The sequence below is a fragment of the Streptomyces sp. A01 genome (assembly GCF_059026195.1).
This window is the reverse complement of sequence record NZ_JBWLKN010000006.1, coordinates 94,754-118,170: the sequence shown is the minus strand read 5'-3', so window position 1 is coordinate 118,170 and position 23,417 is coordinate 94,754. Positions and strand designations below refer to the sequence as shown.

22 protein-coding genes are annotated in these 23,417 nt (G+C 71.5%); 7 read left to right on the top strand and 15 right to left on the bottom strand.

Annotated features, from left to right (window positions below; all coding sequences use genetic code 11):
* Positions 1–46 precede the first annotated feature (46 nt).
* Positions 47–1,723 (top strand): aminotransferase-like domain-containing protein, encoded by a 1,677-nt coding sequence (locus AC5P1B_RS10005; protein ID WP_493886306.1) that lies wholly within the window; start codon positions 47–49, stop codon positions 1,721–1,723.
* Positions 1,724–1,764: 41 nt separating this feature from the next.
* Here AC5P1B_RS10005 and AC5P1B_RS10000 read toward each other — a convergent pair whose 3' ends face one another.
* Together AC5P1B_RS10000 and AC5P1B_RS09995 are read right to left on the bottom strand one after the other, a co-directional pair.
* On the bottom strand, positions 1,765–2,436 hold the full coding sequence (locus tag AC5P1B_RS10000; RefSeq protein ID WP_493886304.1) for a YdcF family protein: 672 nt from the start codon (positions 2,434–2,436) through the stop codon (positions 1,765–1,767).
* A 92-nt stretch (positions 2,437–2,528) separates the two neighbouring features.
* Positions 2,529–3,266 (bottom strand): GntR family transcriptional regulator, encoded by a 738-nt coding sequence (locus AC5P1B_RS09995; protein ID WP_493886593.1) that lies wholly within the window; start codon positions 3,264–3,266, stop codon positions 2,529–2,531.
* Positions 3,267–3,573: 307 nt separating this feature from the next.
* Here AC5P1B_RS09995 and AC5P1B_RS09990 point away from each other — a divergent pair, with 307 nt between their 5' ends.
* The 3 genes from AC5P1B_RS09990 (at position 3,574) to AC5P1B_RS09980 (ending at position 5,437) form a co-directional block, all read left to right on the top strand.
* Positions 3,574–3,999, top strand: coding sequence for an ATP-binding protein (locus tag AC5P1B_RS09990; protein WP_493886303.1), 426 nt, complete (start codon positions 3,574–3,576; stop codon positions 3,997–3,999).
* A gap of 63 nt (positions 4,000–4,062) precedes the next feature.
* Positions 4,063–5,187: an adenosylhomocysteinase gene (locus AC5P1B_RS09985; protein WP_493886302.1), complete on the top strand. Its 1,125-nt coding sequence runs from the start codon at positions 4,063–4,065 to the stop codon at positions 5,185–5,187.
* Positions 5,188–5,197: 10 nt separating this feature from the next.
* Positions 5,198–5,437, top strand: coding sequence for a hypothetical protein (locus AC5P1B_RS09980; protein WP_493886301.1), 240 nt, complete (start codon positions 5,198–5,200; stop codon positions 5,435–5,437).
* 94 nt (positions 5,438–5,531) lie between these two features.
* Here AC5P1B_RS09980 and AC5P1B_RS09975 read toward each other — a convergent pair whose 3' ends face one another.
* The 10 genes from AC5P1B_RS09975 to AC5P1B_RS09930 form a co-directional block, all read right to left on the bottom strand.
* Positions 5,532–6,341 (bottom strand): hypothetical protein, encoded by an 810-nt coding sequence (locus AC5P1B_RS09975; protein WP_493886300.1) that lies wholly within the window; start codon positions 6,339–6,341, stop codon positions 5,532–5,534.
* A 38-nt stretch (positions 6,342–6,379) separates the two neighbouring features.
* Entirely contained in the window at positions 6,380–7,387 is a 1,008-nt protein-coding gene (locus AC5P1B_RS09970) for a thiopeptide-type bacteriocin biosynthesis protein (protein ID WP_493886299.1), read from the bottom strand.
* A gap of 53 nt (positions 7,388–7,440) precedes the next feature.
* On the bottom strand, positions 7,441–8,634 hold the full coding sequence (locus AC5P1B_RS09965; protein WP_493886298.1) for a lanthionine synthetase C family protein: 1,194 nt from the start codon (positions 8,632–8,634) through the stop codon (positions 7,441–7,443).
* Entirely contained in the window at positions 8,631–11,708 is a 3,078-nt protein-coding gene (locus AC5P1B_RS09960; protein WP_493886297.1) for a lantibiotic dehydratase, read from the bottom strand. Before AC5P1B_RS09960 ends, AC5P1B_RS09965 begins: the two co-directional genes overlap by 4 nt.
* A 91-nt stretch (positions 11,709–11,799) precedes the next feature.
* The gene (locus tag AC5P1B_RS09955; RefSeq protein WP_493886296.1) at positions 11,800–11,955 is read right to left on the bottom strand and encodes an FxLD family lanthipeptide; all 156 of its coding nucleotides are present in this window, start codon (positions 11,953–11,955) and stop codon (positions 11,800–11,802) included.
* 55 nt (positions 11,956–12,010) lie between these two features.
* Positions 12,011–13,249, bottom strand: coding sequence for a methyltransferase, FxLD system (fxlM, locus tag AC5P1B_RS09950; RefSeq protein WP_493886295.1), 1,239 nt, complete (start codon positions 13,247–13,249; stop codon positions 12,011–12,013).
* Positions 13,250–13,398: 149 nt separating this feature from the next.
* The gene (locus tag AC5P1B_RS09945) at positions 13,399–13,554 is read right to left on the bottom strand and encodes a hypothetical protein (protein ID WP_493886294.1); all 156 of its coding nucleotides are present in this window, start codon (positions 13,552–13,554) and stop codon (positions 13,399–13,401) included.
* Entirely contained in the window at positions 13,538–13,852 is a 315-nt protein-coding gene (locus tag AC5P1B_RS09940; RefSeq protein WP_493886292.1) for a hypothetical protein, read from the bottom strand. The genes AC5P1B_RS09945 and AC5P1B_RS09940 overlap by 17 nt, the downstream gene beginning before the upstream one ends.
* Positions 13,853–13,872: 20 nt before the next feature.
* A complete protein-coding gene (locus tag AC5P1B_RS09935) occupies positions 13,873–14,715 on the bottom strand; it encodes a hypothetical protein (RefSeq protein WP_493886290.1) in 843 nt (280 codons plus the stop codon).
* Between the two features lie 126 nt (positions 14,716–14,841).
* Positions 14,842–15,168, bottom strand: coding sequence for a hypothetical protein (locus tag AC5P1B_RS09930; RefSeq protein WP_493886288.1), 327 nt, complete (start codon positions 15,166–15,168; stop codon positions 14,842–14,844).
* 62 nt (positions 15,169–15,230) lie between these two features.
* On the opposite strand from AC5P1B_RS09930, the gene AC5P1B_RS09925 reads away from it, so the two are divergent.
* On the top strand, positions 15,231–15,536 hold the full coding sequence (locus AC5P1B_RS09925) for an NUDIX domain-containing protein (protein ID WP_493886591.1): 306 nt from the start codon (positions 15,231–15,233) through the stop codon (positions 15,534–15,536).
* 133 nt (positions 15,537–15,669) lie between these two features.
* Positions 15,670–18,657 carry an FAD-binding and (Fe-S)-binding domain-containing protein gene (locus AC5P1B_RS09920; RefSeq protein ID WP_493886286.1) on the top strand — a complete coding sequence of 996 codons (2,988 nt, stop codon included), beginning with the start codon at positions 15,670–15,672 and terminating at the stop codon, positions 18,655–18,657.
* A 228-nt stretch (positions 18,658–18,885) separates the two neighbouring features.
* Here the strand turns inward: AC5P1B_RS09920 and AC5P1B_RS09915 are convergent, their stop codons facing one another.
* The 3 genes from AC5P1B_RS09915 to AC5P1B_RS09905 form a co-directional block, all read right to left on the bottom strand.
* The gene (locus AC5P1B_RS09915) at positions 18,886–20,352 is read right to left on the bottom strand and encodes a SulP family inorganic anion transporter (protein WP_493886285.1); all 1,467 of its coding nucleotides are present in this window, start codon (positions 20,350–20,352) and stop codon (positions 18,886–18,888) included.
* Positions 20,353–20,427: 75 nt separating this feature from the next.
* Positions 20,428–21,039 carry a carbonic anhydrase gene (locus AC5P1B_RS09910; RefSeq protein WP_493886284.1) on the bottom strand — a complete coding sequence of 204 codons (612 nt, stop codon included), beginning with the start codon at positions 21,037–21,039 and terminating at the stop codon, positions 20,428–20,430.
* A gap of 465 nt (positions 21,040–21,504) precedes the next feature.
* Positions 21,505–21,858 carry a hypothetical protein gene (locus tag AC5P1B_RS09905; protein ID WP_493886282.1) on the bottom strand — a complete coding sequence of 118 codons (354 nt, stop codon included), beginning with the start codon at positions 21,856–21,858 and terminating at the stop codon, positions 21,505–21,507.
* 621 nt (positions 21,859–22,479) lie between these two features.
* Between AC5P1B_RS09905 and AC5P1B_RS09900 the strand changes: the two genes are divergently transcribed.
* Complete coding sequence (locus tag AC5P1B_RS09900; RefSeq protein WP_493886280.1) at positions 22,480–23,415, top strand: TIGR03084 family metal-binding protein; 936 nt, start codon at positions 22,480–22,482, stop codon at positions 23,413–23,415.
* Positions 23,416–23,417 lie beyond the last annotated feature (2 nt).

Here is a 23,417-nt window from a genome sequence, read left to right as displayed (position 1 = left end):
ACCTCGACCCTAGGGCTTGAGGCGACCGCGAGTAAGGTTCATTCCCATGGCTGAGTCCTGGGTCAATTCGAGTGAGGGTCTGGGCAGTGACCTGCACCTGGACTTGACCGGTCCTGGAGGTGTCCGCGCGTCGCTCATCCGGGCCCTCCGCGACGCCATCCGCACCGGCCGTCTCGTCCCCGGCACCCGGCTGCCGCCATACCGCACGCTCGCCACCGACCTCGGCGTCGCCAGGAACACCGTCGCCGACGCGTACGCCGAACTCGTCGCCGAGGGCTGGCTCACCGCCCGCCAGGGCTCGGGCACCCGCGTCGCCCAGCGCGCGGCGCACCACCCGGAGGCGGCGGCGCGCAAACCCACCCGTCCGTCCCTGCTGGCCCGCCCCGCCTACGACCTGACGCCGGGCACACCGGACGCCTCCGCCTTCCCCCGCGCCGCCTGGATCGCCTCCGCACGCCGGGCGCTCGCCGCCGCGCCCAGTTCGGCCTTCGGGGTGAACGACCCGCGCGGCCGCCCGGAGCTGCGCGCGCTGCTGGCCGAGTACCTGGCGCGCGCCAGAGGCGTACGCGCCGATCCCGAACGCATCGTCGTCTGCGCGGGTTTCGCCCACGGCATGCGGTTGCTCGCCGAGGTGCTGGGCGGTGCGGCGGGCGGCGAGGAGCCGTCCCGTACGCGAACGGCCCAGGGCACCCAGGGACATGGCGGCCCGCGGGGACCACGAGGCGAAGCCGCGGGGCGCGGCGCGACCGGACAGGGCACGGCGGCCTGGGGGCGGCTCGCCGGGGAGGACCCGGGCGCCCTGCCGGGCAGGGCGCGGGGGCGGGGGAGGGACGCCGGGAGGACGGTCGCAGGGAGGACGGTCGCCGTGGAGTCGTACGGCCTGGACTTCCACCGGCACCTGTTCACCGGCGCGGGCCTGCGCACCGTCCCGCTCACCGTCGACCAGCACGGCGCCCGCACGGGGGTGTTGGCGGGCCCGGACCCCGCCCCAGGCGTGGGCACCACGGCCACCGGAAGCGCACCACGGGTCGAGGCGAGCGCCGTCCTGCTCACCCCTGCCCACCAGTTCCCGACCGGCGGCCCGCTGCACCCCGAACGCCGCGCCTCCGTCGTGCACTGGGCGCGCGCCACCGGCGGACTGGTGCTGGAGGACGACTACGACGGCGAGTTCCGCTACGACCGGCAGCCGGTCGGCGCTCTGCAGGGCCTTGACCCCGAGCACGTCGTCTACCTCGGCTCGGTGAGCAAGAGCCTGTCCCCAGCGGTACGGGTGGGCTGGATGGTGCTGCCGGACCACCTCGTGGACGCCGTACTGGCCGTCAAGGGCGAGCGGGAGCTGTGGGTCAGCGTCCCCGACCAGCTGACGCTCGCCGACCTCATCGAGTCCGGCGCGTACGACCGGCACATCCGGCGTATGCGGCAGCGCTACCGACGCCGCCGCGACCAACTCGTGTTGATCCTCGCCGAACGCGCCCCGCACGTCGGCGTCTCAGGCATCGCCGCCGGACTCCACGCCGTCCTTGAACTCCCACCCGGCACCGAACGCACCATCGTCCAGGCCGCCACCTGGCAGGGCCTCGCCGTCGCCCCCCTGGCGTCCTACCGCCACCCCGCCGCGACGACGCCCGCGCACGACGGCCTGGTCGTCGGCTACGGAACCCCACCCGACCACACGTTCGCGGGCGCGCTGGACGCGCTGTGCCGGGCGTTGCCGTTGCCGTAGGGGGTCGTACGGGGCCACGCGCCCCGGCGCGGCGGGCGTTCTCAGGACGCGATGAGCCGACTGTCGAACCCGGAGCGCAAGAGGCGTTCGTAAGCGTCATGGACGTCCCCTGGCACCTCCTGTTCGAGGGCGAACCCAAGCCGTGGGTACTCGATCACCCTTTGCAGATCGCCGACGAGCATGTCTACGACGAGCTTCGCGTCGCCGATGGACTTGACGTAGTCCGCGAAGTCGAGTGGTTCGGACACGCAGACGACGTCGACCTCGGGCCACAGCTTGCGGCACGTCGCGTACGAGCGTCGCTCCATGTACGGCTTGGAAATCAGGAGCAGCGAGTCGACCTCGACCCCGGCCGCACGCAGCACCTCGCGCGAGAGCGTGACGTTCTGCCCGGTGTTGCCCGCCCCGGTCTCAAGGAGGATCGCGTCGTCGGGCACCCCCAGGCTGAGTGCGTGCTCGCGGTAGTGAACCGCCTCGCCGCGCGGGAAGCGCGCCGCCGTGGTCGGGCTGTTGCCGCCACTGAAGACGATCACGGGGAAGAGCCCGGCGCGGTACAGCCCGGCTGCGGCTGTCGCTACGCCGAGGTCGTGGCTGCCGAGGCCGATGGCCGCCGAGCAGGGGCGCGGTTCGTGGTGCATCTGGTGGTACTGCCAGATCAGATGCGCGTCGTTCCACTGAGCGTCGCTGATCGTGCGCTGACCGCGATCCGGCACGGGCTCTCCTTGATTCCTTGTTGCTGACTGATCGCTTACCGGGCGGCCGACGGTTCGCCGTACGATCGCTGGTTGCCCTAAAGCTTGCTGGATCAGCCCCGGGGTTGGGCCTGCTCACCGGGGGCCGCGTCGAAGCGGTACTCGTATCCGACGACGAGCCGATGGGGCAGGCACCACTCCCCGTACTCGATGACACCCTCGTCGTCCCAGAGGCGATGTGCCCCCGCCAGGATAGGGCTGCCGACCCGGATGCCCAGGAAGTTCGCCTCACGAGCGTCAGCGTCGCGCCCGTGGAGGTCATCACGCCCGGCTGTGACGCGACGGCCGGTCGCCTCCTGGAGGCGCGGCAGCAGGTTGACGGATTTGCTGCTCGCCGTCGACAGCAGTTCCGGCACCAAGGCGGCGAAAGCGGCGGGGTACCAGTTCACGGCGAGCATGAGCCGCTGGCGCCCCTTCCCCGTATGCCACTGACGCCGGACGACCTGGTCGCCCTCGTCCAAGGCGAAGATGTCCGCGACGTACAGCGGCGGAGCGATGAGCTCCGCAGCCGTGACGGTGATGGTCTCGCCTTCGCTCAGCACAGAGCCGGTGCGCAGGACCCGGGTGATGCGGTCGTAGGAACTGGGTGCGACCTCAGGGGCATTGGCGACAAACGTCCCGCGCCGTGAGGTCGTGATGTAGCCCTCCACCTGCAAGTGGTCGAGCGAGCGGCCAAGCGTGGCGACGGCCACGCCTTCCTGCCGCGCGAGTTCGCGGATGGGCGGAAGCTTCGCTCCCTCCTCCAACTCCCCGTCGAGGATGCGACGCCGGATGCGCTCGGCGACCTGCATGTACGGCGGTTGCGGGGTTGTCTCCGGCACGGCGACTCCCAACTTCGGTGTCCTAGGTTACCGTTGAGCGTACTAGGACACAGGCGATCGCATGCGTGAAAGTTGGGAAGGGCGCTGGCATTTGTGTCCTAGGTCACGCTATCTTCTGACCTAGGACACAAACTCTCCGTGTCTTTCTGCTCCGTATCCGTCATGAGTGCGACGACAGGAGTCCACGATGCCCCGAACGCCGAGGCAAGGGAAAAAGGCTCACTCCGGCTCCCGACCGAAGCCACGTCAAAACCCCCACACGCACCGCGAGGCCCAGATGCTTGTGGCCGCATCCGATTGCCCAGCGAAACGCCTCGCATACACCGAGACCCTGCCCTGCGCGGCGGAGAGCGCCGCACCGGCCCGCGCGCTGGTCCGTACGGCCTTATCCGCGTGGGGCCTGGACGACCTGGTGGAGGCGGGCATCCACGTCGTGTCGGAACTCGTCGCCAACTCCGCCACCCACACCAGCACCCGGTTCCTGCGCGTGACCATCACCCGGCCGACGGAGAAGTTCGTACGCATCGCGGTCGTGGACAAGTCGAAGCGGGCGCCGGAGACATGTACGGCCGGGGCGCGGGACGAAAGCGGCCGGGGCCTGGCGATCATCGAGGCGCTGACGTGGCGCTGGGGCACCGACGAGCTGCGGTGGGGGAAACGCGTATGGGGCGAGCTGGAGTGCGCGGACACGGATGGCGACTGACCGATCTGCCAGTTCCTCAGAAGCCGCGCGGCCTGACAACGACACATCGAGGGAGGAACCATTGTGGAGACCTTTGAACGAGCCCGTTTCGACGCCTACTTCGGGCGGATCGCGTCGCGCTACAAGCCCCCTGAGCGCCCTGCCGCGTTCCTGATCACACACCTGTTACCGGAGCGCCCGGCGTTCGTGCGGGGTGTGGCGGGCGTGACCGACCTGCGCGCGGTGCTGCCCAAGCCGAAGAGCGTGGACGCCGTGGCGTTGCGCCAGGTAGAGAGAGACGGGCATGCGTGCGACAAGCTGTCGCGTGAGCTGTTCGCAGACCCGGGCCGTGCCGTGCGGTACCTCGACACACGAGCCGCCGGACGCCCGGTGATCCTGCTCGACGTGGGCGGATACTTCGCCCCGTCGATCAAGGCACTGTGCGACCACTTCTCCGGCCAGATCCTCGGCGTAGTCGAGGACACCGAGAACGGGCACCGCCGTTACACCGACCTCGACAAACTGCCCTGCCCGGTTGTGTCGGTAGCCCGTTCACCGCTGAAGGACCCCGAAGATTTCCTCGTCGGGCAGTCGGTCGTGTTCTCGACCGAGGCACTGATGCGCGATCGGGGTGACATCGTGCACGGCCGGACAGCGCTCGTGCTCGGCTTCGGCAAGCTCGGATCGAGCATCGCCCGCCTGCTGCACGCTAAGGGCGTACGGGTCACGGTCTATGACATCGACCCGGTGCGCCGCACGCAGGCACTCTCGCAGGGATTCACGGTGGCGCGCGACCGCGAGGCCGGTCTGAGCGACGCCGGGCTCGTGCTGTGCGCGACCGGGGCGCTCTCCTTGCGTGGTGAGGACTTCACCCGGCTGCATAATGGCGCGTATGTGGCCACCGTGACCAGTAGCGTGGACGAACTTGAGCTCGCTGGTTTGCCGGACGTGTACGAGCGAGCTCATATCAGTGAGCACGTCACCCGCTACCTGACGACCGGCCACTACTTCTACCTGCTCAACGGGGGCAACGCCGTCAACTTCCTGCACGGCGCAAGCGTGGGGCCGTTCATCTTCCTCGTACAGGCCGAGATACTCGCCGCTTCAGCCGCGCTCGCCTGCGGCGGCCTCGACCCCGGAACGCACGAGGTCAGTCCGACCAACCGGGCCGCCATCGCCGCAACGTGGCTCGACTACTTCAACCGATGAGGAGACCCCCGTGCCCGTCATGCTTGACCACATTCGCCAGACTCTCGGCGACTACCTCGACGCCCATCCCGACGAGAAACGGCGGCTCGCCTCCCTCTCGGAGCTTCTCGACGCCGAGGCCGACCTCGCGAGCCGAAAGGAGTTCCGAGGACACGCCACGGCCGGGGCGATCCTCGCCGACCCCGCCGGCCGCGTGCTCCACATCAAGCACCTCGCCCTGAACCGCTGGCTCCTGCCCGGCGTTCATTAGGCAAGTCACTTGTCGGAATCAAAGTTGTCGGGTTGGTCCGGAGCCTCCAAGAGGTCTCCGGATTCTTTGTGTTCAGGGACGAGATAGTTCCCTGTCAGTGGAGCGAAGACCCCAGAAGGTGGGCTGCCCGCTGGCGGAGTGGTTCGGCGAGCGGGAGGTTGTCGCCGTGGGTGGTGCCTTCGAGGAGTTCGGTGATGACGGCGAGTTCGGCGAAGCAGCCGGCCGGGGTGTTGAGTACGTCCGCGAACTCGCTGCGGGCGCGTGCGGCGACGCTGGGTACGAGGAGGCTGTAGCTGTGGAGAGTGGCGGCGTCGTAGCCGGTGGGTGCGAGGCCCCATCCTTCCCAGTCGAGCATGGCGAGTTGGGGCGCGCAGAGGTTCGCCCAGTTCAGGTCGCCGTGGGCGGTGCTCCAGGACGGGGCTCGGGTGTCGATGGAGGGGCTGAGGAATTTCGGCATGGCCCAGTCGAGGTACTGCTGGTCGGTGGTGTAGCGGTCGGTGGGGATCGTGGCGATGGTGCCGAGGGCGGTACGCAGGGATGTCCACCACGACGTGGGGAGGTTGGGGTCCGTCGTCAGGGTCGGGGAGGTCGCGGCGGGGTGTTCGTCGACGTGGTCGTACAGCTCGGCGCGGTAGCGCCATGGCGGCTCGCTCCAGTCGTGGATCGTGCGCAGTCGGGGGCGGGGCACCGTCTCCGGGATGGTGTTCCCGGCGTCGCGGGAGCCGTTCCAGAAGGTGGAGTCGGCTTGGTCGAGGGGGGCGGCGGCGAGGCGGAGCCAGGCGGGGCCGTCGGGGGTGGTGACGGGGTGGCCGAGGGTTCGTCCGTGCCAGCCCCAGGCTTCGTGTCGGCCCGGTTGGGGATGTGCGTCCAGAGCGGTGCGGGCTCGGCGGTGGGCGGTCCGCATCCGGGCGACGGTCTGGGGGTCGGAGGGTTCGGGGTGCATTACGGCGCTGGGCGATCGTCGGGTGGGGTGATCAGGGTGGCGCGGGCGGCCCGTGCGAGTACGGCCTGGGTGGCGGCGGGCAGGCCGAGGCGGTTCCAGTGGAAGATCACGTGGCTGGCGAGAGCGTTGCGGAGTCCGCGTTCGAGGGTGCCGTCGCGGGCGGCGTCGGCCAGCCGCCTGCCGGTGGTGGAGAAGGCTTCGGACCACTCGGCTGCGAAGGCGAGTGGGCCGTGGGGTTCGAAGAGGGTGCCGGTGGGCGAGGCGTCCAGGCTGATGAGCCGTCGCAGGCCGGGTCCCATGGTGTTCAGCTGGTCCGGTGAAGGTTCGGCGGTCAGGGGGCGTTCGCGTACGACGCGGTGCCAGATGTCGGCCTGTTCGCCTGTGTCCTGGCGGGCACCGCGGAACAGTGTGGTGCACAGCAGGACAGACAACTCTCTTCGGCCGACAGCGACTTGGTCCGAGCTTCCGGACGTATGCCGCAGGTAGTCGAGGGTGCCGCTGCTGTCGGCGTGGAAGAGGGCGTGGGCGATGTCCATGCCCGCCGGTCCGCCGAAGGTGAGCTCTTCGGGTTCGTAGATCGATTCCCACCAGCGTTCGACGGCGCCGTCGGCGGCCATGGTGTCCAGCACTGCGCCGACGGCGGCCGTCATCTCGGCTCTGGTGGCCTTCGGGCCGGGGCGGCACCGCAGCCTCCAGCAGGGATGCTTACGCAGGAACCACCACTCGGCGATCGTCCCGGCTTCCTGGGCTCGCCGCAGCTGGGGGGCCAGGCGTGTGGCGGCGGCCTGTTCGGCGCTGTTCCAGTCGGTGAACTGGATACGGATCTGGTACCAGTCGCGGAGGCTGGCCCTTGTGTCGAGGGCGGCGCGTCCGGCCGCCTTGTAGACCTCGACGGCCTCGACGAGGCGGGTGGGTTCCATGGGGGCCTGGGCGGCGGCCTTGTCCAGCGGCGTTCCCGCGAGGACGGCCAGGACGAGGACCTCTGTGGTGCGGGGGTTCGGGGTCATGGGTTGGCCTCTTCTCGACAAGCCGGACGGGATCTACGGCGATGGCGGGGTAGTCAGCCGGACAGCAGGCAGGCGTCCCAGCCGGAGACCGTGGTGCCCTGCGTCTCGGCGGTCAGCAGGGCGAGCGCGCGCCCGGCCTTGCCGTCGAGGAATCCGTCATCGTCGGCGGGTGCCTGTTTCAGGAGCAGGGTGCGCAGGCTGGACAGGTGGGCGTCGAAGCCGGTCACGGCGGCGTCGCGGGCGACGCGGTGGGTGGTGTGGAGCAGGCCGGCGGCGCCGTGGCAGATTCCGGCGTCGCGGATGCGGCCGAGCTGGTCGGGGTCGGACAGGCAGGCGAGGAGGGCGCGTTCGGCGAGGAGTTGCCGGTCGGTGTCGCCGAGGGCGAGGGCGGCGAGTTGCTGGGCGCGGGCGAGGCCGGGGGTGCCGTAGCACCAGCTCGGCCGCAGCGGGCCGGACTGCTTCACGGTGCCGGTGCGGTGCTCGGCCAGGGTGATCCACTGCGGCCACCACGGGCTGGTCTCGGTGCCCTGTCGCCATCGGTCCAGCCAGCCGCAGATCCGCTTCATCGCCGCGACCTGGCCCTCCACGACCACTCCCGCCCGCGCGCATATGGCCAGCAGGGACAGAATCCCGGCGACGCCGTGCGCCATTCCCAGGTTTCCGTGCCCACCGGGGAACTCCTCGGTGCGATGGCCGGAGGGATCGAGGTCCGTCCACCATCCGGGGAGTTGGTCCGGGTCGCCGTCGAGGGGAAGTGTCAGTCGCACCAGGCAGGTGAGTACTTCGCGCAGGACCGGGGCGGCCGGGTCGCGGCTGAGCAGGTAGGAGCCCAGGCCGGTGAGCCCGTAAAAGAGGTCGAACTCGCCGACGCGGGGGCGTATCTGGCGGTCGATGCGGGCGTGTGCCGCTTGGATGTGCTGTCGGGTGAGCTGGGTGATCTGGGAGTCAAGGGCGTGCAGAGCGCCGGTGTAGCGGCCGGTGCCCCGGGCCGCGGTGTGCAGGGCGAAGGCGACGGCCGGGGCGCCGACGTACAGCGAGGCGCCCTCGCCGGTGATGAGGTCCTTGGTGCAGGACGCGAGGCGGGCGTGCACGTCGGCCCAGGGCGTGAGGCCGCGGTGGGCGCGCTCGATGTGCGCCAGTGTGGTGCCGACGGTGCCGTGGGCGAGCGACTGGGCGTTCAGAGTACGGGCGGCGGGGGCGTGGCCGGGGGTGGAGCGTTCCGGGCCGGTGGCCGTGGAAGGGGTCACGCGAGGGCTCCTTGGTTTCGGGCGGCGTGGGCCAGGGCGGCGGAGCGGGCCAGCCGTGAGCAGATGTCCTCACCGGCCGGGTCGATCCCGGCCGTACGCAGGTGGTTCAGGTGCATCAGGGACGGCAAAACGGTCTCCGGCGTCTTCGTGCCGCCCTCTGCCAGGACGGAGCGGTAGTGCCGCAGGGCCTGACGGCGGGCTGTCCAGGCGGCGGTGAGTGCTTCACCGCCGGGCAGCGCGCGTACGGAGGCGAAGTTGTCGGACGGGTTGGACAGACGCATCGCTTCTTGATGGACCGGGCGGGCCGGGTGCGAAGCGGTGCTTGGGTCGATGTGGTCGATCAGCCAGCGCATCGCGCGCGGGGTGTCGCCGGTGAAGGAGACGGCGAGGTTGACGAGGCCGGCGGTGTTCACGGCGTGCGGGTCGGCCCCGCTGTCGGCCACGCATGTCAGGTGGGCGAGGGCGGAGGTGGAGTCGGCGGCGAACACCGTCTCGGCGGCGGCCATGGCCGCCCCGGTGCCGTAGCGGCCGGTCTCGGGGTAGTAGGTGTCCCACTGCATGCGGCCGAGCAGCCCGTGGCGTCGCAGTTCGGCCGCCCAGGCGCCGGCCTTGGCCGCCATCTCGCCGAACGCGTCGGGGTGCGGGAGGCGCAAGCGCAGCCGCAGGTGGTCGTGCGGGTCGCGGTAGCGCACGTACCACCACTGGGGCATCTCGTCGAAGCCGTCGAGGAGGCGGGGCAGGTGGCGCATGAGGATGTCGGGGATGCGGTCGGGGGGTGAGTAGAGCTTGAGATAGGCCCACCGGGTGGTGCCGGGCAGGTGCCCGTGATCCCGGCCGACCACGGCCCCGACCCCCACCGCGTGCCGGTTTGTGGCGGGCGGGGCAGTTGAGGCGAGGGCGAGGGTGATCTCGTGGGGGCGCCCGTCGATCCACCCCCAGGCGGCCTCGTCGGCCGCTTCGCGCAGGACGGCGTGCCCGGCGCGGTCCAGCTCGGCACGCAAAAGCATCGTGTCGGCAGGCTGTTCCAGGTCCAGACGCAGGCGCTGGTCGTCGTCCCCGAGGTGCACGGCGGCGGGGACACCGAGGCGATGCCGCCAGGTGTTCAGAGGCTCGGCCCATGGGGCGAACCCGATGTCACTGGCGGGGAGTTCGGAGGCCGTGAGGCGCCAGGTGGCGGGGGCAAGAACGGTGCGGCCGTAGCGAATGCGGGGCAGGAACGGCAGGCGGGCGGCGGCGCCCCAGGCGAACGGGCCGAAGGCGGCGGCACGGGCACGGGGCAGTTCGACCAGCAGCCGGGCCAGCGGATGAGTGAAGGTGCCCAGGTCCACCGCGTTGAGTGCGAACGGCTCGATCACCCGGCCGGTCGAGAGCTGGACCAGGCGGAAGCCGGTGGCGTCCGCGGTGACCGCCAGGTCGTCCAACTCCAGCGTGGCGCCTCGGTGGTGCTCGGCGATGGATATGACGTGGGGTTCCACGGCGGGGGCCCGGCTGACGTTGTCCGTGCGGAGGTGCAGCGCAGGGCTGGAGACCTGGGCCCGGCTGGCGCCGCTGGTCAGGGTCGGCAGGCCCGTGTACGCGGCGGTCATGCGGTCACGGTCGGCGGCGTCGAGGAGGTCGAGGAAGCGGCCTGCGGTGGCCCCGGCGGCCGGGGCGATGCCGTTGACGTGGAGGGTGAAGTCGCCGTCCTCGACGGCCTGACGGGTGAGGGCCTGGAGGTGGAAGCGCAGGTCGATGTGCGGCAGAGGGACGCTGTCTTGCGCGTGTTCCAGGCCGGTCAGCATCTCGTCGGTCAGGTGGACTTCGTGGGCGCCGTCAATGGCGGCGTGCTGGGCGAGCGCGAGGAGCTGTTCGTCGCGGGCACTCAGGGCCGGAGCGGGCCGGGCAAGGCGGGAGCCGCGGTATCCGGCGGGGAAGTCAAGGCCGGTATCGGGGTCGGTGAGTTGGCCGACGGGGACCAGGGCGCCGGGCCCGTAGGTTTCCAGGAATCGGGCGTGGTAGTCCTGCCAGGGCGCCGAGCCGGACGGGAACGGCGTCAGTCGGGCCAGCACACTCGCGGCCTTCTCCGCCTCGCGGGCCACCGGCCGGGGCAGCGTCAGCGCGGCACCCAGCCGCAGGTCGACGGACAGGGGCGCCTGCACGGCCGGGGCGAGGGCGGTCATCGCCTCGGCTGCCGAGACCCGCAGACTTCGCTGCTGCGATGCGGGGGCCGCATCGTGCCGGGTCAGCGTCGCCCGGATGTCCTTCAGCGCGTTCAACAAGGGCCGCGCGGAGTCGACGTGGACAGTGTCTACCGTCTCGAGCACGGCGATGACGTGTCCCAGGGGGTCGGCGACGGTCATCGGCGGACGCACGGCGGTGAGCAGGACGCGGCGGGCCACCAGCTCGGCCAGCAGGGCGTCGACGGCTCGGGTGGGGGTGTCGGGGTATTCGGCCGCGACTTCGGCGGTCAGGTCGTCGACCGTGACGGGCGCGGCGGCGTGGGCCATGACCATCTGCACGGCGCGGGTGTGCCGCACGCTCATCTCGCCGGGGCCGCGGTCGCTGTCACGGTCGGGCCGTTGGCAGGGCACGACCAGGCGTTCGTCGCGTACGAAGCAGGTGGAGTCCGCCACTACCGGAAGGCGCCGTAGCAGTTCGGGTATCGACTCCAGGCGGTCGATGACGTCCGCGAGCCACACGGAGTCCACGCGGGCGGTGGGCCGGTGCGCGTCCGTCCAGTCGAGGCCGAGTGTGTCGGCGATGCGGGCGGGGGCGATGCCGGCGAACAGGCCGAAGGGGGTGGAGCGGTACTGGAACCGCAGCATGTAGCGGGCCAGCGCGGCGGCGGCCCGCCGGACCTGTTTGGGCCGGTGCCCCTGCCCGGCACGGATTTCCTCGATGCGGCGGGCAAGCGCGGGGCTGGCCAGCTCGACCGCTTCAGCGACCGCATCGTCTCCCCACACCTGCGCGATCCACTCCTGGCATCGCCCGGTGTCCGCCGCCGCGTCGCCAATCGGCTCGGGCCGGGGCGGGATGGTCAGCCCGCTCGGGTAGGCGGCGGCCCGTAGCAGGGCCGCGTCCACGTACCGGTACATCCGCAGGTTCCCCTCCCCTTGTGTGACGGGACGGCCCGGTGCCGGACCCCGTGGAGCGGGGTCGCGGCACCGGGCCTTGGTGTCACGCTGATCAGTCGGTGATGCAGCCGGCGCAGGCGCTCTCGCTGGTGCTGCCGCAGTTGTCGCTGGTCTTGTTCATCAGCTCCGCGATGACCGTGCCCTTCTCGGCGAAGGTCACGTCCAGGTCGAAGTCGCTTCCGGTCGTGCTCAGTCCAACGGTGTCCACTGTTTCCTCCAGAGGTTGGTGATGGATGTGCACTTGCACCTGGCCTGCTCGGACATCAGTGTCCGGCGGGCCAGGAGATCGTGAAGCGGAAGGCGGTCCGATCCAGCACCGCCCCGGCGGACAGCTGCTGGTCACCGGTACCGGTGGGGAAGGCCCTCAGCTCGGGCTTGTGGCCGCGGTGATCGCGGTCCCACGTGCGGATCTGAGCGATCAGCGTCTCGGCGGTCTTGGCGGCCTCGAGTCCATGGCCGACGGCGCCGAACTCGAACACCTTGCGCTCGGGCGTGGTCGGGCGCATCGTCAGATAGGCGAACGAGCCCGAGGCGCGGTCGAGGAGCGTGGCCACCCCGCGGCGGGACCAGGAGGCGACCACACCGCGGTCGCGGGCCTCGCGGGTGGCGGCCAGCAGCGCGAACTCGGGCAGCGCGGAGACCAGCCACATCTCCAGGTCGTCGTACGGCAGTCCCAGTCCGAGCGTCACCGAGGACCATGCCTCGGTGCGCGGGCCGGCCAGGGCCTTGCGCATCTGGTCAGCGTCGACCTGGCCCTCGTCGAGGCGCAGGCCGACCTCTTCGTCCGTGCCGTCGTGCAGTACGACCAGGTGTTCGTCGCGGGTGCCGGTTCCGCGCATGGGGACGAACCCGCAGACCTCGAAGTCCCTCGCCGCCAGTTCGTCGTCCTCCCGCTGGAAGGCGACCGACCAGGTCAGTCCCCGCAGCCTGAGCGGAACCACGATCCGCCCGTTCTCGACGAGCTGGTCCACCCAGGCCGGGGCGAGATCGGCCGCCTCGACGGTGACCACGATCCGGTCGTACGGGGCATGGGTAGGTTCGCCGTCGGCGCCGTCGACGACGAGCGCGTGCACCCGGCCGTATCCGGCGGCGGGCAGCAGTTGGTTGGCGCGGTCGATGACGTCGGCGTCGATGTCGATCGTGATGACCTCGCCATCGTCGCCGACCAGTTCGGCGATCAGGGCGGCGTTGTAGCCGCCGCTGCCGATCTCCAGCACCCGCATGCCGGGGCGGATGTCGGCCTGTTCCAGCATGAACGCCTGGATGCGGGCGGCGCTGACGGAGCTGAGGGACCCCCCGTTCTCGTCCCTCTTGGTGATCAGGGCGTGCTCGGCGGCGTACGCCTTCTCCGGTGTCTCCTCGGGCATGAACAGGTGGCGGCCGACGGTGCGGACCGCGTTCTCGACGGCGTCGGTACGGATCGCGCCCAGCTTGCGCAGCTCGGCGATCATCGCCTCGCGCAGGGCATCGATGCGGGCGGGGTCGGGGGTCTGAGTAGTCATCGGCCGGAGTGTAGTCACGCCGCTACTCCTTGGTCGTGCGTGTGCGGTGGGGGATGGGGCCTGTCCGGACCAGCCGCGGGGAGCACCCGGCCGGACAGGCAGTTCGGGCGTCAGCCGGTCTGCGGCGGCACGGTGCCACGACGCAGGATCTAACTGACGGGGGTGGTGCTGGTCGGGTCGGACAGCGCCTTGATGGTGGCCTCCAGACTCTGCGCGTCGGCGCCCAGGTGCTTCACGGCGACCGAGGTCCGGGCTGAGACGCGCGGCGTCCACCTCTTCCGCCCCCGCTCATCGAGAACCTCCACGACCGCTGCGTACGCTGCGGTCTACGGCAGACGCTGCAACAGGGGCGATGGTGGAGCCGCCATGACGGGCGAACACCCGCACCAACGAGTCGACACCCGCCTGCTCGTCGTCATCGAGCAGCGCCATCAAGTAGGACAGCTGCAAGCCGGTGAGGGGCTCCAGGTAGTGCTCTCGGGACGTGTCCGGGTGCTTGTGACCCAACAAGATCGACATCTGAAGCCGGATATCGCCGAGCTGGTCGCGGAAGTCCTCGATCTCCTCGGCGGAGAAGCCTTCGAGGCGGCGCTCTTCCAGCAAGGACAGGATGCAGAACCATTTCAGGGCAAAGCTGTGCCGGCACATGTGGGGCGTGGCCCACAGCGGGCACTCGCCGCGGATCGCCGATCCCGTTCCTCCTCGCTGAGGCTGCCGTCCGGGTCCGCCGCCCGCACCCACGCCTCCGCGATGCGCGTGTTCGCCGCGTCGAAGGTGTCCTCCCAGCTGTAGACCTTCTTCGGCAGCCCGCTCACCGACAGCCACAGCCACAACGGCTCCAGGCCCTGGGGCGCACGACGGAGGAGGAACCGCCGCTCATCGGGGGCGAGCCCGTCCAGTGCCAGCGTCGCGGGCCCATCGAGTCCTTCGACGTACAGCTCCCTGGTCCGCGGATTGTGGCCGGTGACGATGCGCACTCCGCGCAGCCGCTCGTACCGGCCCGCCCGCTGGGCTCGGCGAATGGCCTCGACCCTCGACCCCTCCAGTGGATCCGCGTATCCCTCCACCGACTGCAGCACCCGCCGCGGAATCCAGTACGTCCGCCCCTCCCCGGCTCCCTTGACGCACTTCTCCGCCAGCCACGCTTCCCCCATCCGGTCCCTCCCCGACACCGGAAGCTCGACGTCAAGGACGCTGGCCCACTCACGGATGCGCAGCCCCGTCCCGTACAGACCGTCGACGAAGGCGCAGTCCCGGTCCTCGTTGCACCCCCGCCAGCCCGCCCGACGCATCCCATCGAACCCGTAGCCGCGCAGCCCGATGTTGCGCCACTGCTGCAAGGCCAATCGCAGCAGCCACTTCTCCTGACGCCGCGTCGATCCGCCTGGGCGCAGCGGACCCCGCCGCTTGCGCGCGTATCCGAGTCCGGGCGCCGCGTCGCTCTCGTCCACGTCGTCGGCGTGCACGGTTGGAACGGGGTGGTAGATCCCGTAGCGCTTACTCGCCCACGAGTCGAAGGAGTTGAGGCCAGTGCGATCGGTATCGAAGGACGTCGGCCTGATCCGTTCGTCGTTCCGCAGATCGGTGAGGCGTCAGTCCTTGAACGCTTCGACATCTCGCACCGTCGCGGTGTCCCATGAGCGGCCGATGGCGATCAGGAAGTCGAGCCACACGATCAGCGTGTACGCGTACCGCGTCCCTGGCTCGCACGTCGCCATCTTCCCTTCCCGGAAGAAGAGGTTGACGCGGAAGTCGGGCCGCCCGGACGGCGAGAGGATCACCGGGGTGCCGTGGCGAGCGCCGTTGCCGGCAGCTCTGGCGTGCAGGTCTCCGAACTTCAAGAGATGTGGATCATCAAAGAGTTGGTGCGGAACTGTGAAGTCGTAGAAGTCGACACTCCAGTGCTCCAGAACGTCCATGGGCCCCTCCCCAACGCGGTCTCAACCGACCACAGGGAAGAGCCTGAAGAACCGGCGGCCACCTGGAGGCCGACGACTCCAGCCTCCTCGCCGCCGCACAGCGCGAGCTGACCGAGGAGACCGGCATCGCGGCCTCAGTCGTGGTCTCAGCCGGGCACCGCCCCGTACACATCGACGCTCACGACATCCCCGCCAACCCAGCCAAGGGCGAGCCTGATCACCGGCACTTCGACTTCCGGTTCCTCTTCCGCACCTCGGCCGACGTCGGCGAGCTGCAAACCGAGGAGGTCACGGACGCCGCCTGGCGTGACGCCGACACGATCGAGGACGAGACACTGCGCAGCCGTGTGCTGGAGGCGCTGCGCTGACCACGCCTCCGGCCGAGTACGCGGCGAGCGGAGACCCGGCCGCTCCGGGGCTCGGCGTCCTCCCCAGGGGCCACCCGCAGCAATCCCGTGAGTTGATCCGCCATACCCGCCCCCCGGCATGCACGCTGGAGTCATGGCACAGCTGAGGAAAGACGCGGACAGGGGCGGTGAGGGCCAGGGGGCGGCCCGGGAGCTGGAGCACGCGCTGCGCGCTGCCGTGCGGGGGGAGGTGGCGGTCGATGCCGGGAGCCGGGCGCTCATGACCATGGACGCATCGAACTACCGGCGCGTGCCGCTGGCCGTCGTGGCGCCCCGTGACGCCGATGACATCGCGGCGGCGCTGGCCGTCAGCCGGGAGCACAGTGTGCCCGTCGTGCCGCGTGGTGCCGGTACGTCGATCGCCGGGCAGGCCACCGGCGCCGGGGTGGTGCTCGACCTCACCCGGCATCTGGACCGGATCGTCTCGCTGGACGCGGAGGCCAGTACCGCCGTGGTCCAGCCCGGCGTCATCCTCGATGACCTGCGCGCCGCCGCCCACGCGCACGGGCTGACGTTCGGCCCTGACCCGTCCACGCACAGCCGCTGCACGCTCGGCGGGATGATCGGCAACAACTCGTGCGGCTCGCACTCCGTGGCCTGGGGGACGACCGCCGACAACGTGCGTGAGCTGGACGTGCTGACGTACGGGGGTGAACGGCTGCGGCTCGGTCAGGGCAGCCTGGGTGGGCTGCCCGCGCGGTTGCGGGACGGGCTGCGGGCGCTGGTGGACGGTGACCTGGCGCTGCTGCGGACCGGGTTTCCCGAGCTGCCGCGCCGCATTTCCGGTTACGCCCTGGATGAGCTGCTGCCGGAGAAGGGCATCGACCTGGCGCGCGCGTTCACCGGCAGTGAGGGCACGCTGGGGGTGGCGCACGAGGCGACCGTACGGCTGGTGGAGGCGCCACGCGCGCGGGCGCTCGCGGTGCTGGCGTACGCCGACGAGAGCGCGGCCGCCGAGGCCGCGCACACCCTGCTGCCGCACGCGCCGCTGACCGTCGAGGGCATGGCGAACGACCTGGTGGGCCCGGTGGCGGCCGCTTCGCTGCCGCGCGGCGGGGCGTGGCTGTTCGTCGAGGTCGGCGGCGACAGCGCCGCGCAGGCGCGGGCGCGTGCCGAGGAGTTGGCGCGGGCGGCGGCCGAGGGCACCACCGATCGCGCGGTCATCACCGACCCCGCCCGGCAGCGCGCGCTGTGGCGCGTCCGCGAGGACGCCTCGGGCACGGCGACCCGGATGCCCGACGGGAGCGAGGCGTGGCCCGGCTGGGAGGACTGCGCCGTGCCGCCCGCGCGGCTCGGCCCTTATCTGCGGGACTTCCGCGCGTTGCTCGGCCAGCACGGGCTGCGCGGCACGCCGTACGGGCACTTCGGCGACGGCTGTATCCACGTACGCATCGACTTCGATCTGCTCACCGCGCCGGGCATCGCGCGCTTCCGGGACTTCTCCCGCGACCTCGCCGGGCTCGTCGTCGCCCACGGCGGCTCGCTGTCCGGTGAACACGGCGACGGGCAGGCGCGCGCCGAGCTGCTCCCGAAGATGTACGGGCCGGAACTGGTCACCCTCTTCGAACGCTTCAAGGACCTGTGGGACCCGGCGAGTGGCATGAACCCCGGCATGCTCGCCAGGCCGCACCGGATGGACGAGAACCTGCGCTTCGCGGTGCTGCCGAAGCAGCCCGTCGACGTCGAGTTCGGCTACCCGGAGGACGGCGGCGACTTCTCGGCGGCCGTACGGCGCTGCGTGGGCGTCGCCAAATGCCGTACCACCACCGCCTCCGGGGCCGGGGTGATGTGCCCCTCGTACCGCGTGACAGGCGAGGAGCGGCACTCGACGCGGGGCCGGGCCCGGCTGCTGCACGAGATGCTGGCGGGCGAGGTCATCGAGGACGGCTGGCGCTCCGAGGAGGTCCGCGAAGCACTCGACCTGTGCCTGTCCTGCAAGGGCTGCCGCACCGACTGCCCCGTCGGCGTCGACATGGCCACGTACAAGGCGGAGTTCCTGCACCACCACTACGAGGGGCGGGTGCGCCCCGCGGCGCACTACGCGATGGGCTGGCTGCCGGTGTGGCTGCGCGGCACGGCGGCGCTGCGGCTGGCCCCGGCGGCGAACCTGGCGGCCCGGCTGGCGCCGCTCGCCGCGCTGGCCAAGCGGGTTGGCGGCATCGCCCCGGAGCGCGTGATCCCTGAGCTCGCCCCCGAGCCGTTCACCCGCTGGTGGCGCGCGCGCGTGCGGGCGGACGCGCGCGCGGGGGCGGAGGGGCAGCCACTCCCACGGCGCCCGAGGCACGGCGGGGCGGACGCGCGCGCGGGGGCGGAGGAGGGGCGGCAGACCGTCGTCCTGTGGCCCGACACCTTCACGAACTATCTCGCACCCTCGGTCGGCCGGGCCGCCGTCGCCGTTCTTGAGGCGGCCGGGCTGCGCGCCGTCGTCCCGCCAGGTGGCGCACCCGGCGGCACAAGGAACGCGGTGTGCTGCGGCCTGACCTGGGTCTCCACCGGGCAGCTCGACCATGCCCGCAAGGTCATGCGGCGCACCCTGGACATCATCGAGCCCGCCCTGGACGCGGGTTTGCCCATCGTCGTCCTTGAGCCGAGCTGCGCGGCCACCCTCCAGTCCGACCTCCCGGAGCTGACCGGCGCCGACGACCCGCGCGCCGCCCGGCTCGCCGCGTCCGTACGGACCTTCGCGCAGGCTCTCGACCAGTACGCGCCCGACTGGCGGCCGCCCCGCCTGGACCGGCCCGTGGTCGGCCAGACCCACTGCCACCAGCACGCCGTCCTTGGCGAAGAGGCCGAGCGGAAACTGCGCGAACGGGCCGGGCTCAGCGGCGAACTCAGCGGTGGCTGCTGCGGCCTGGCGGGCAACTTCGGTTTCGAGGCGGGCCATTACGAGCTGTCGGTGGCGTGCGCGGAGGAGCGGCTGCTGCCTTCCGTACGGGACCGGGCGCCGGACGCCGAGGTGCTGGCCGACGGCTATTCGTGCCGTACGCAGCTGGACCAGCTCTCGGGCGTGCGCGGCCGCCACCTGGCCGAGGTGCTGGCGGAAGGGCTGCGAGCCGCGTCAGGGGGACCGGCAGGCTCCTGAGTCCGCTCCTGAGTCCGTAGGGGCCGGACCTGGCGCGAACCCGCGCCGCCGAGGCCGCTCCCGGCCGCCGCTGACCCCGCCGCCACGCGCCGCGCGGACACGACGAAGCCACCCGGTCCGTCCGGACCGGGTGGCTCCCGTCATTCATGCAGCCCCGACGTGCCGTCAGCCCCCGTCGCTCAGGCGGGCTGTTCGGCTGCGGGGCGCCTCACACGCCCGCGGGGTGCCTCACACGCCTGCCGCCGTGGAGATCCGTACCGGCACGGTGTCCTCGTCGTTGTGCCGCTCGGCCCAGTTGGTGAGGGCCGTGCTGCACGCGTGGTCGAGGTGGCGCAGGCCCGTCAGGTCCAGCTCGATGGGCCGGTCCTTGGGCAGTCCCTCCAGGGTGTCCAGCATCTTCGGCAGCCGGAGGAAGGTGGCGTTGCCGGAGAGCGCGACGTGGATGGGCCCGCTCCCGGCGTCGGTGACCTTGCTGTGGATGTGCGAGGTCTCCCACGCGGTCTTGATGATGGACAGCGCCAGGCCGATCAGGACGCCCTCGAACATGTTCACGGTGACGATCGCGACGGCGGTGACCCCGAGGATGACCGCCTCACCCCGGTGCTCGCGCCACAGCGGAACCACATGCTTGACCGGCAGCAGCTTCCACCCCGCGTGGACGAGGACTCCGGCGAGAGCGGCCACCGGGATGAGACCGAGGACGGCGGGCAGCAGGGCGGCGAACAGCAGCAGCCACACGCCGTGCAGCACACGGGACGCCTTCGTGACGGCCCCGGCCTGGACGTTGGCCGAGCTGCGGACGATGACCGCTGTCATCGGCAGGGCGCCGAGCACCCCGCAGAGGGCGTTGCCCGCGCCCTGGGCCATCAGCTCCTTGTCGTAGTCGGTGCGCGGACCGTCGTGCAGCCGGTCGACGGCCGCCGCGCTGAACAGGCTCTCGGCGGAGGCGATCAGCGTGAAGGCGAGCACGGTGCCTATCAGGCTGATCTGCCCCAGGTCCGCGAAGTCGCCCGTCCCCGGCACGTTGACCGAGTCCAGCAGCCCCTGCACCTCGACCTTGTGCACGGGCAGGTCGGCGAGGGCGGTGGCGGCGGTGGCCAGGAGCACGGCGGCCAGCGCGCCGGGCACCACGCGGACCTGCGCGGGCAGCACCGGCCACACCAGCAGCAGTACGAGCGATCCGGCGCCGATCGCGAAGGCCCACAAGGTGTCGCTGGACCCGGCGATGTCGCCGATGAGCCCGGGCAGGCCGGTGATCTTCTCGATGCCGGTCTTGGGCGCGGTCACATCCGCCATGGAGTACAGCTGCCCGGCGATGATGACCAGGCCGATCCCGGCGAGCATGCCCTCCACGACGGACACGGAGATGGCCCGGAACCAGCGGCCGCAGCGCAGCGCGCCGAGCAGCAGTTGCAGCAGCCCGGCCGCCAGCACGATGACGCCGAGTGCGGCGAGCCCGTAGGTCTCCACGGCCTCGTAGACGAGGACGGTCAGCCCGGCCGCCGGACCGCTGACCTGGAGGCTGCTGCCGGGGAGCAGGCCGGTGACGATGCCTCCGACGATGCCGGTGATCAGACCTACCTCGGCGGGGACGCCCGAGGCGACCGCCACGCCCACGCACAGCGGCAGGGCGACCAGGAAGACGACGACGGAGGCGGCGAAGTCACGCCGCAGGGTGAGGGCAGAGGGGCGCATGATGTCCTCGCGATGCGGTTCGGGTGGTGCGGGGGCTGGTGGGGTCAGCGGGCACGGGTGCGGGTGCCGTGCCGGTCACAGCGGCAGGAAGGCGTCGGCGGGCGGCTGGTGCGCGAGCACGGCGCCGGTGTGGACTTCGTAGAACCAGCCGTGCAGCCCCAGCCGCCCTTCGGCCAACCGTCTGGCGACGCAGGGGTAGTCGCGCAGCCGCTCCAACTGGGCCAGGACATGGGCCTGCACCGGCTGCGCGATGTCGGCGTCCAGAGTCCGCACGTCCAGCGGTCCGTCGGGGCTTATCAGGGGCGAAGAGGCGTGCGCGAGCCAGCCGGAGACGGCGGGGACGGTGGCGAGGTCCTCGTTCCGGACCAGCGCTCCGACAGCGCCGCAGTGCGAGTGGCCGCAGACGATGATGTCGGCGACGCCGAGCACCTCCACGGCGTACTCGATGGTGGCTGTCTCGCCGCTGGGCCGCTCGGGCCGGTACTCGGGGACGATGTTGCCCGCCGTACGCAGCTCGAAGAGGTTGCCCGGGCGGGCGCCGGTGATCAGGGACGGGACGACACGTGAGTCGGAACACGTGATGAACAGGGCCTCGGGCGACTGCCCGGCGGCCAGCGAGCCCAGTTGCTCGCCGCGCTGCTCGGCGCGGTGGCGGAAGGTACGGGCGTGATCGATGAGGGATTTCATGTCAGTTGCCTCCTGCGCTGTATGAGGGTGCGCATCGGTACAGCTGGACGTCAGGGATAGGGGACACCGAGCGACCCGCCCGAGCGGGAGGAGAGGGTGAGGTGACCGCGCGTGCCCGGTCGGGCGGCGCACGACGAAGGGGCCCGGCGAATCAGCCGGAGCGACGGCCGGGGTATGGCCATCGTGCGGGATCGACACCGCGCCTGTGGTGGGGCGCGCGGCGCCACTTGAGGCACGCGGTGGCGTGTCCGTGGCGCGGGGCGGTGCACAGGGTGCTCGGGAGGGGGCTCGGTGGCTCAGGGGGCGCTGGGGTCGGCCGGGCCGGTCGGAACCTGGTCCGTAGATGACGTCATGGCGGGCCGACGGTGTCGGCTCGCCAGTTGGTCGGATGGGACCGGTTCTGACAGGGAAGGCCCGGTGTGGTCGGTGCTGCCGACCAGTCCGGCGGTCGTTCGCCGGTTGAGGTCAGCAGCGCAGGACTTGCAGCATGCTGGGCAGCACCGCACTGTGCTGCCTCCGCTGGCCATGTGACGGGCAGTTCGGCCCGCCCGCCCCCGCCGAGGCGGGGCGCGTGGTGGTGACGACGAGGGGCGCCTTCGCCTGCCTCGCCTTCAGCGGCGAGGACTGGGTGACCCCATGCCGCACACAGGCCCCCGACCGGGCGGGTTTCTCCTCCGGCCGAGGCGAGTCCTCGCACAGCCGTGGGGCTTCCACGGCCACCGCGGCACCCCGCGGCTGCGCCGACGCGGGTTCGTTCGCCTGGGCGGCGTGCGCGCTGAGCAGCATGGCCAGCAGCGCGACGACCACAGTCGCCAGCACCCCTCGGACCGTCCTGTTCCGCACCACTGCTCCACCTAGTTTGAGGCCGACTTGGTCGGCATCTGAACTACGGGCCCCCACATCGGTAAGGGGCCTCCACGGCTCTCACCCAGGACGATCAGCGTATATCGCGATAGCCGCCAACGCGGCGGCGACAAGATTAACGTCTCGTTTCCGGCGAGTGGCGAACCGGCAAGTCCGGGCCTCCACAAGGCCGCACTGACCTGCGGATTTCCGTAACGAACGGCGTTAACGCGGCGTTGTGGTCGGGAAGTTGGCGTGTTTACGCGGGGTTGCGCGCTGACTGTGCGCCGTGCTCCCGGTCCCACCTGCTGTTATCCGGCTCACTATGCCGACCGGATTCTTTCGGCAAGCCCTGGTCGGGCCCCGGTCGGTCTTGGCGCGTCGTGGGGGCGCGGGCCTGTGCGTACCAGTAGGTACAAGAGCTGCGGCCCAAAAATAAATGCAATCACGCTTGCTTGTTTTGCGCCGCGCTGCCACTCTCGAACCGGCGAGCGGCTCAACGGGCCTGGCTGTCAAGTCTGTTGGCCCGTCAATGCCTTTGCCCGTACGCCCAGTCCGTACCGTACGAGCTCAACAGCCGACGAGGGGAGCCGCACCATGGCCGACAGCGCAGCCGTACGCGACGATCTGCGGGCCGAAGGGGACGAACTGGACGCACTGGTGGCCGGGCTCACGCCGGACCAGTGGGCCAGTCCGACGCCCGCCGCCGGATGGACCATCGCGCACCAGATCGCCCACCTGGCCTGGACCGACGACCGCGCGGCCGAGTCCGCCACCGACCCGGCGGCCTTCGCGCTGGAGGTGGAGAAGGCGATGCGGGCCCCCGGGCGCTTCGTCGACGAGGGGGCCGAAGCCGGTGCGGCGCTGCCGCCCGCCGAACTCCTCAGCCGCTGGCGCGCGGGCCGGGCCGCCCTGCTCCGGCTTCTCGCCGAGCAGCCGGAGGGCGCGAAGCTGCCCTGGTACGGGCCGCCGATGAGCGTCGCCTCGGTGGCGACCGGGCGGCTGATGGAGACCTGGGCGCACGGGCAGGACATCGCTGACACCCTCGGCGTACGCCGGGAGCCGACGGCCCGGCTGCGGCATGTGGCGCGGATCGGCGTACGGGCGCGGAACTACTCCTACGCGGCACGGGAGCTGCCGCCACCAGCCGAGGAGTTCCGGATCGAGCTGACCGCGCCGGACGGCGAGCTGTGGGCGTACGGGCCGCCCGACGCCGCACAGCGCGTCACTGGCCCCGCGCTTGACTTCTGCCTGCTGGTCACGCAGCGGGCCCACCGCGATGACCTGGCGGTACGCGCCGAGGGCGGCGACGCCGACCGGTGGCTCTCCCTCGCCCAGGCGTTCGCGGGCCCACCCGGCGCGGGACGCGAGGCGACGGGGCGCCCCATGGGCGCCGGAGCGCACGCGGCACCTCCGCCAGCACCGCCGACCACGGGCACAGGCGCAGCCACAGCCGCAGCCACAGCCGCAGGCGCAGCGACAGGCACAGCCGCGAGCCGGGCCGCGCTGAGGTCCGAGGAGGAGGGCGCGTGACC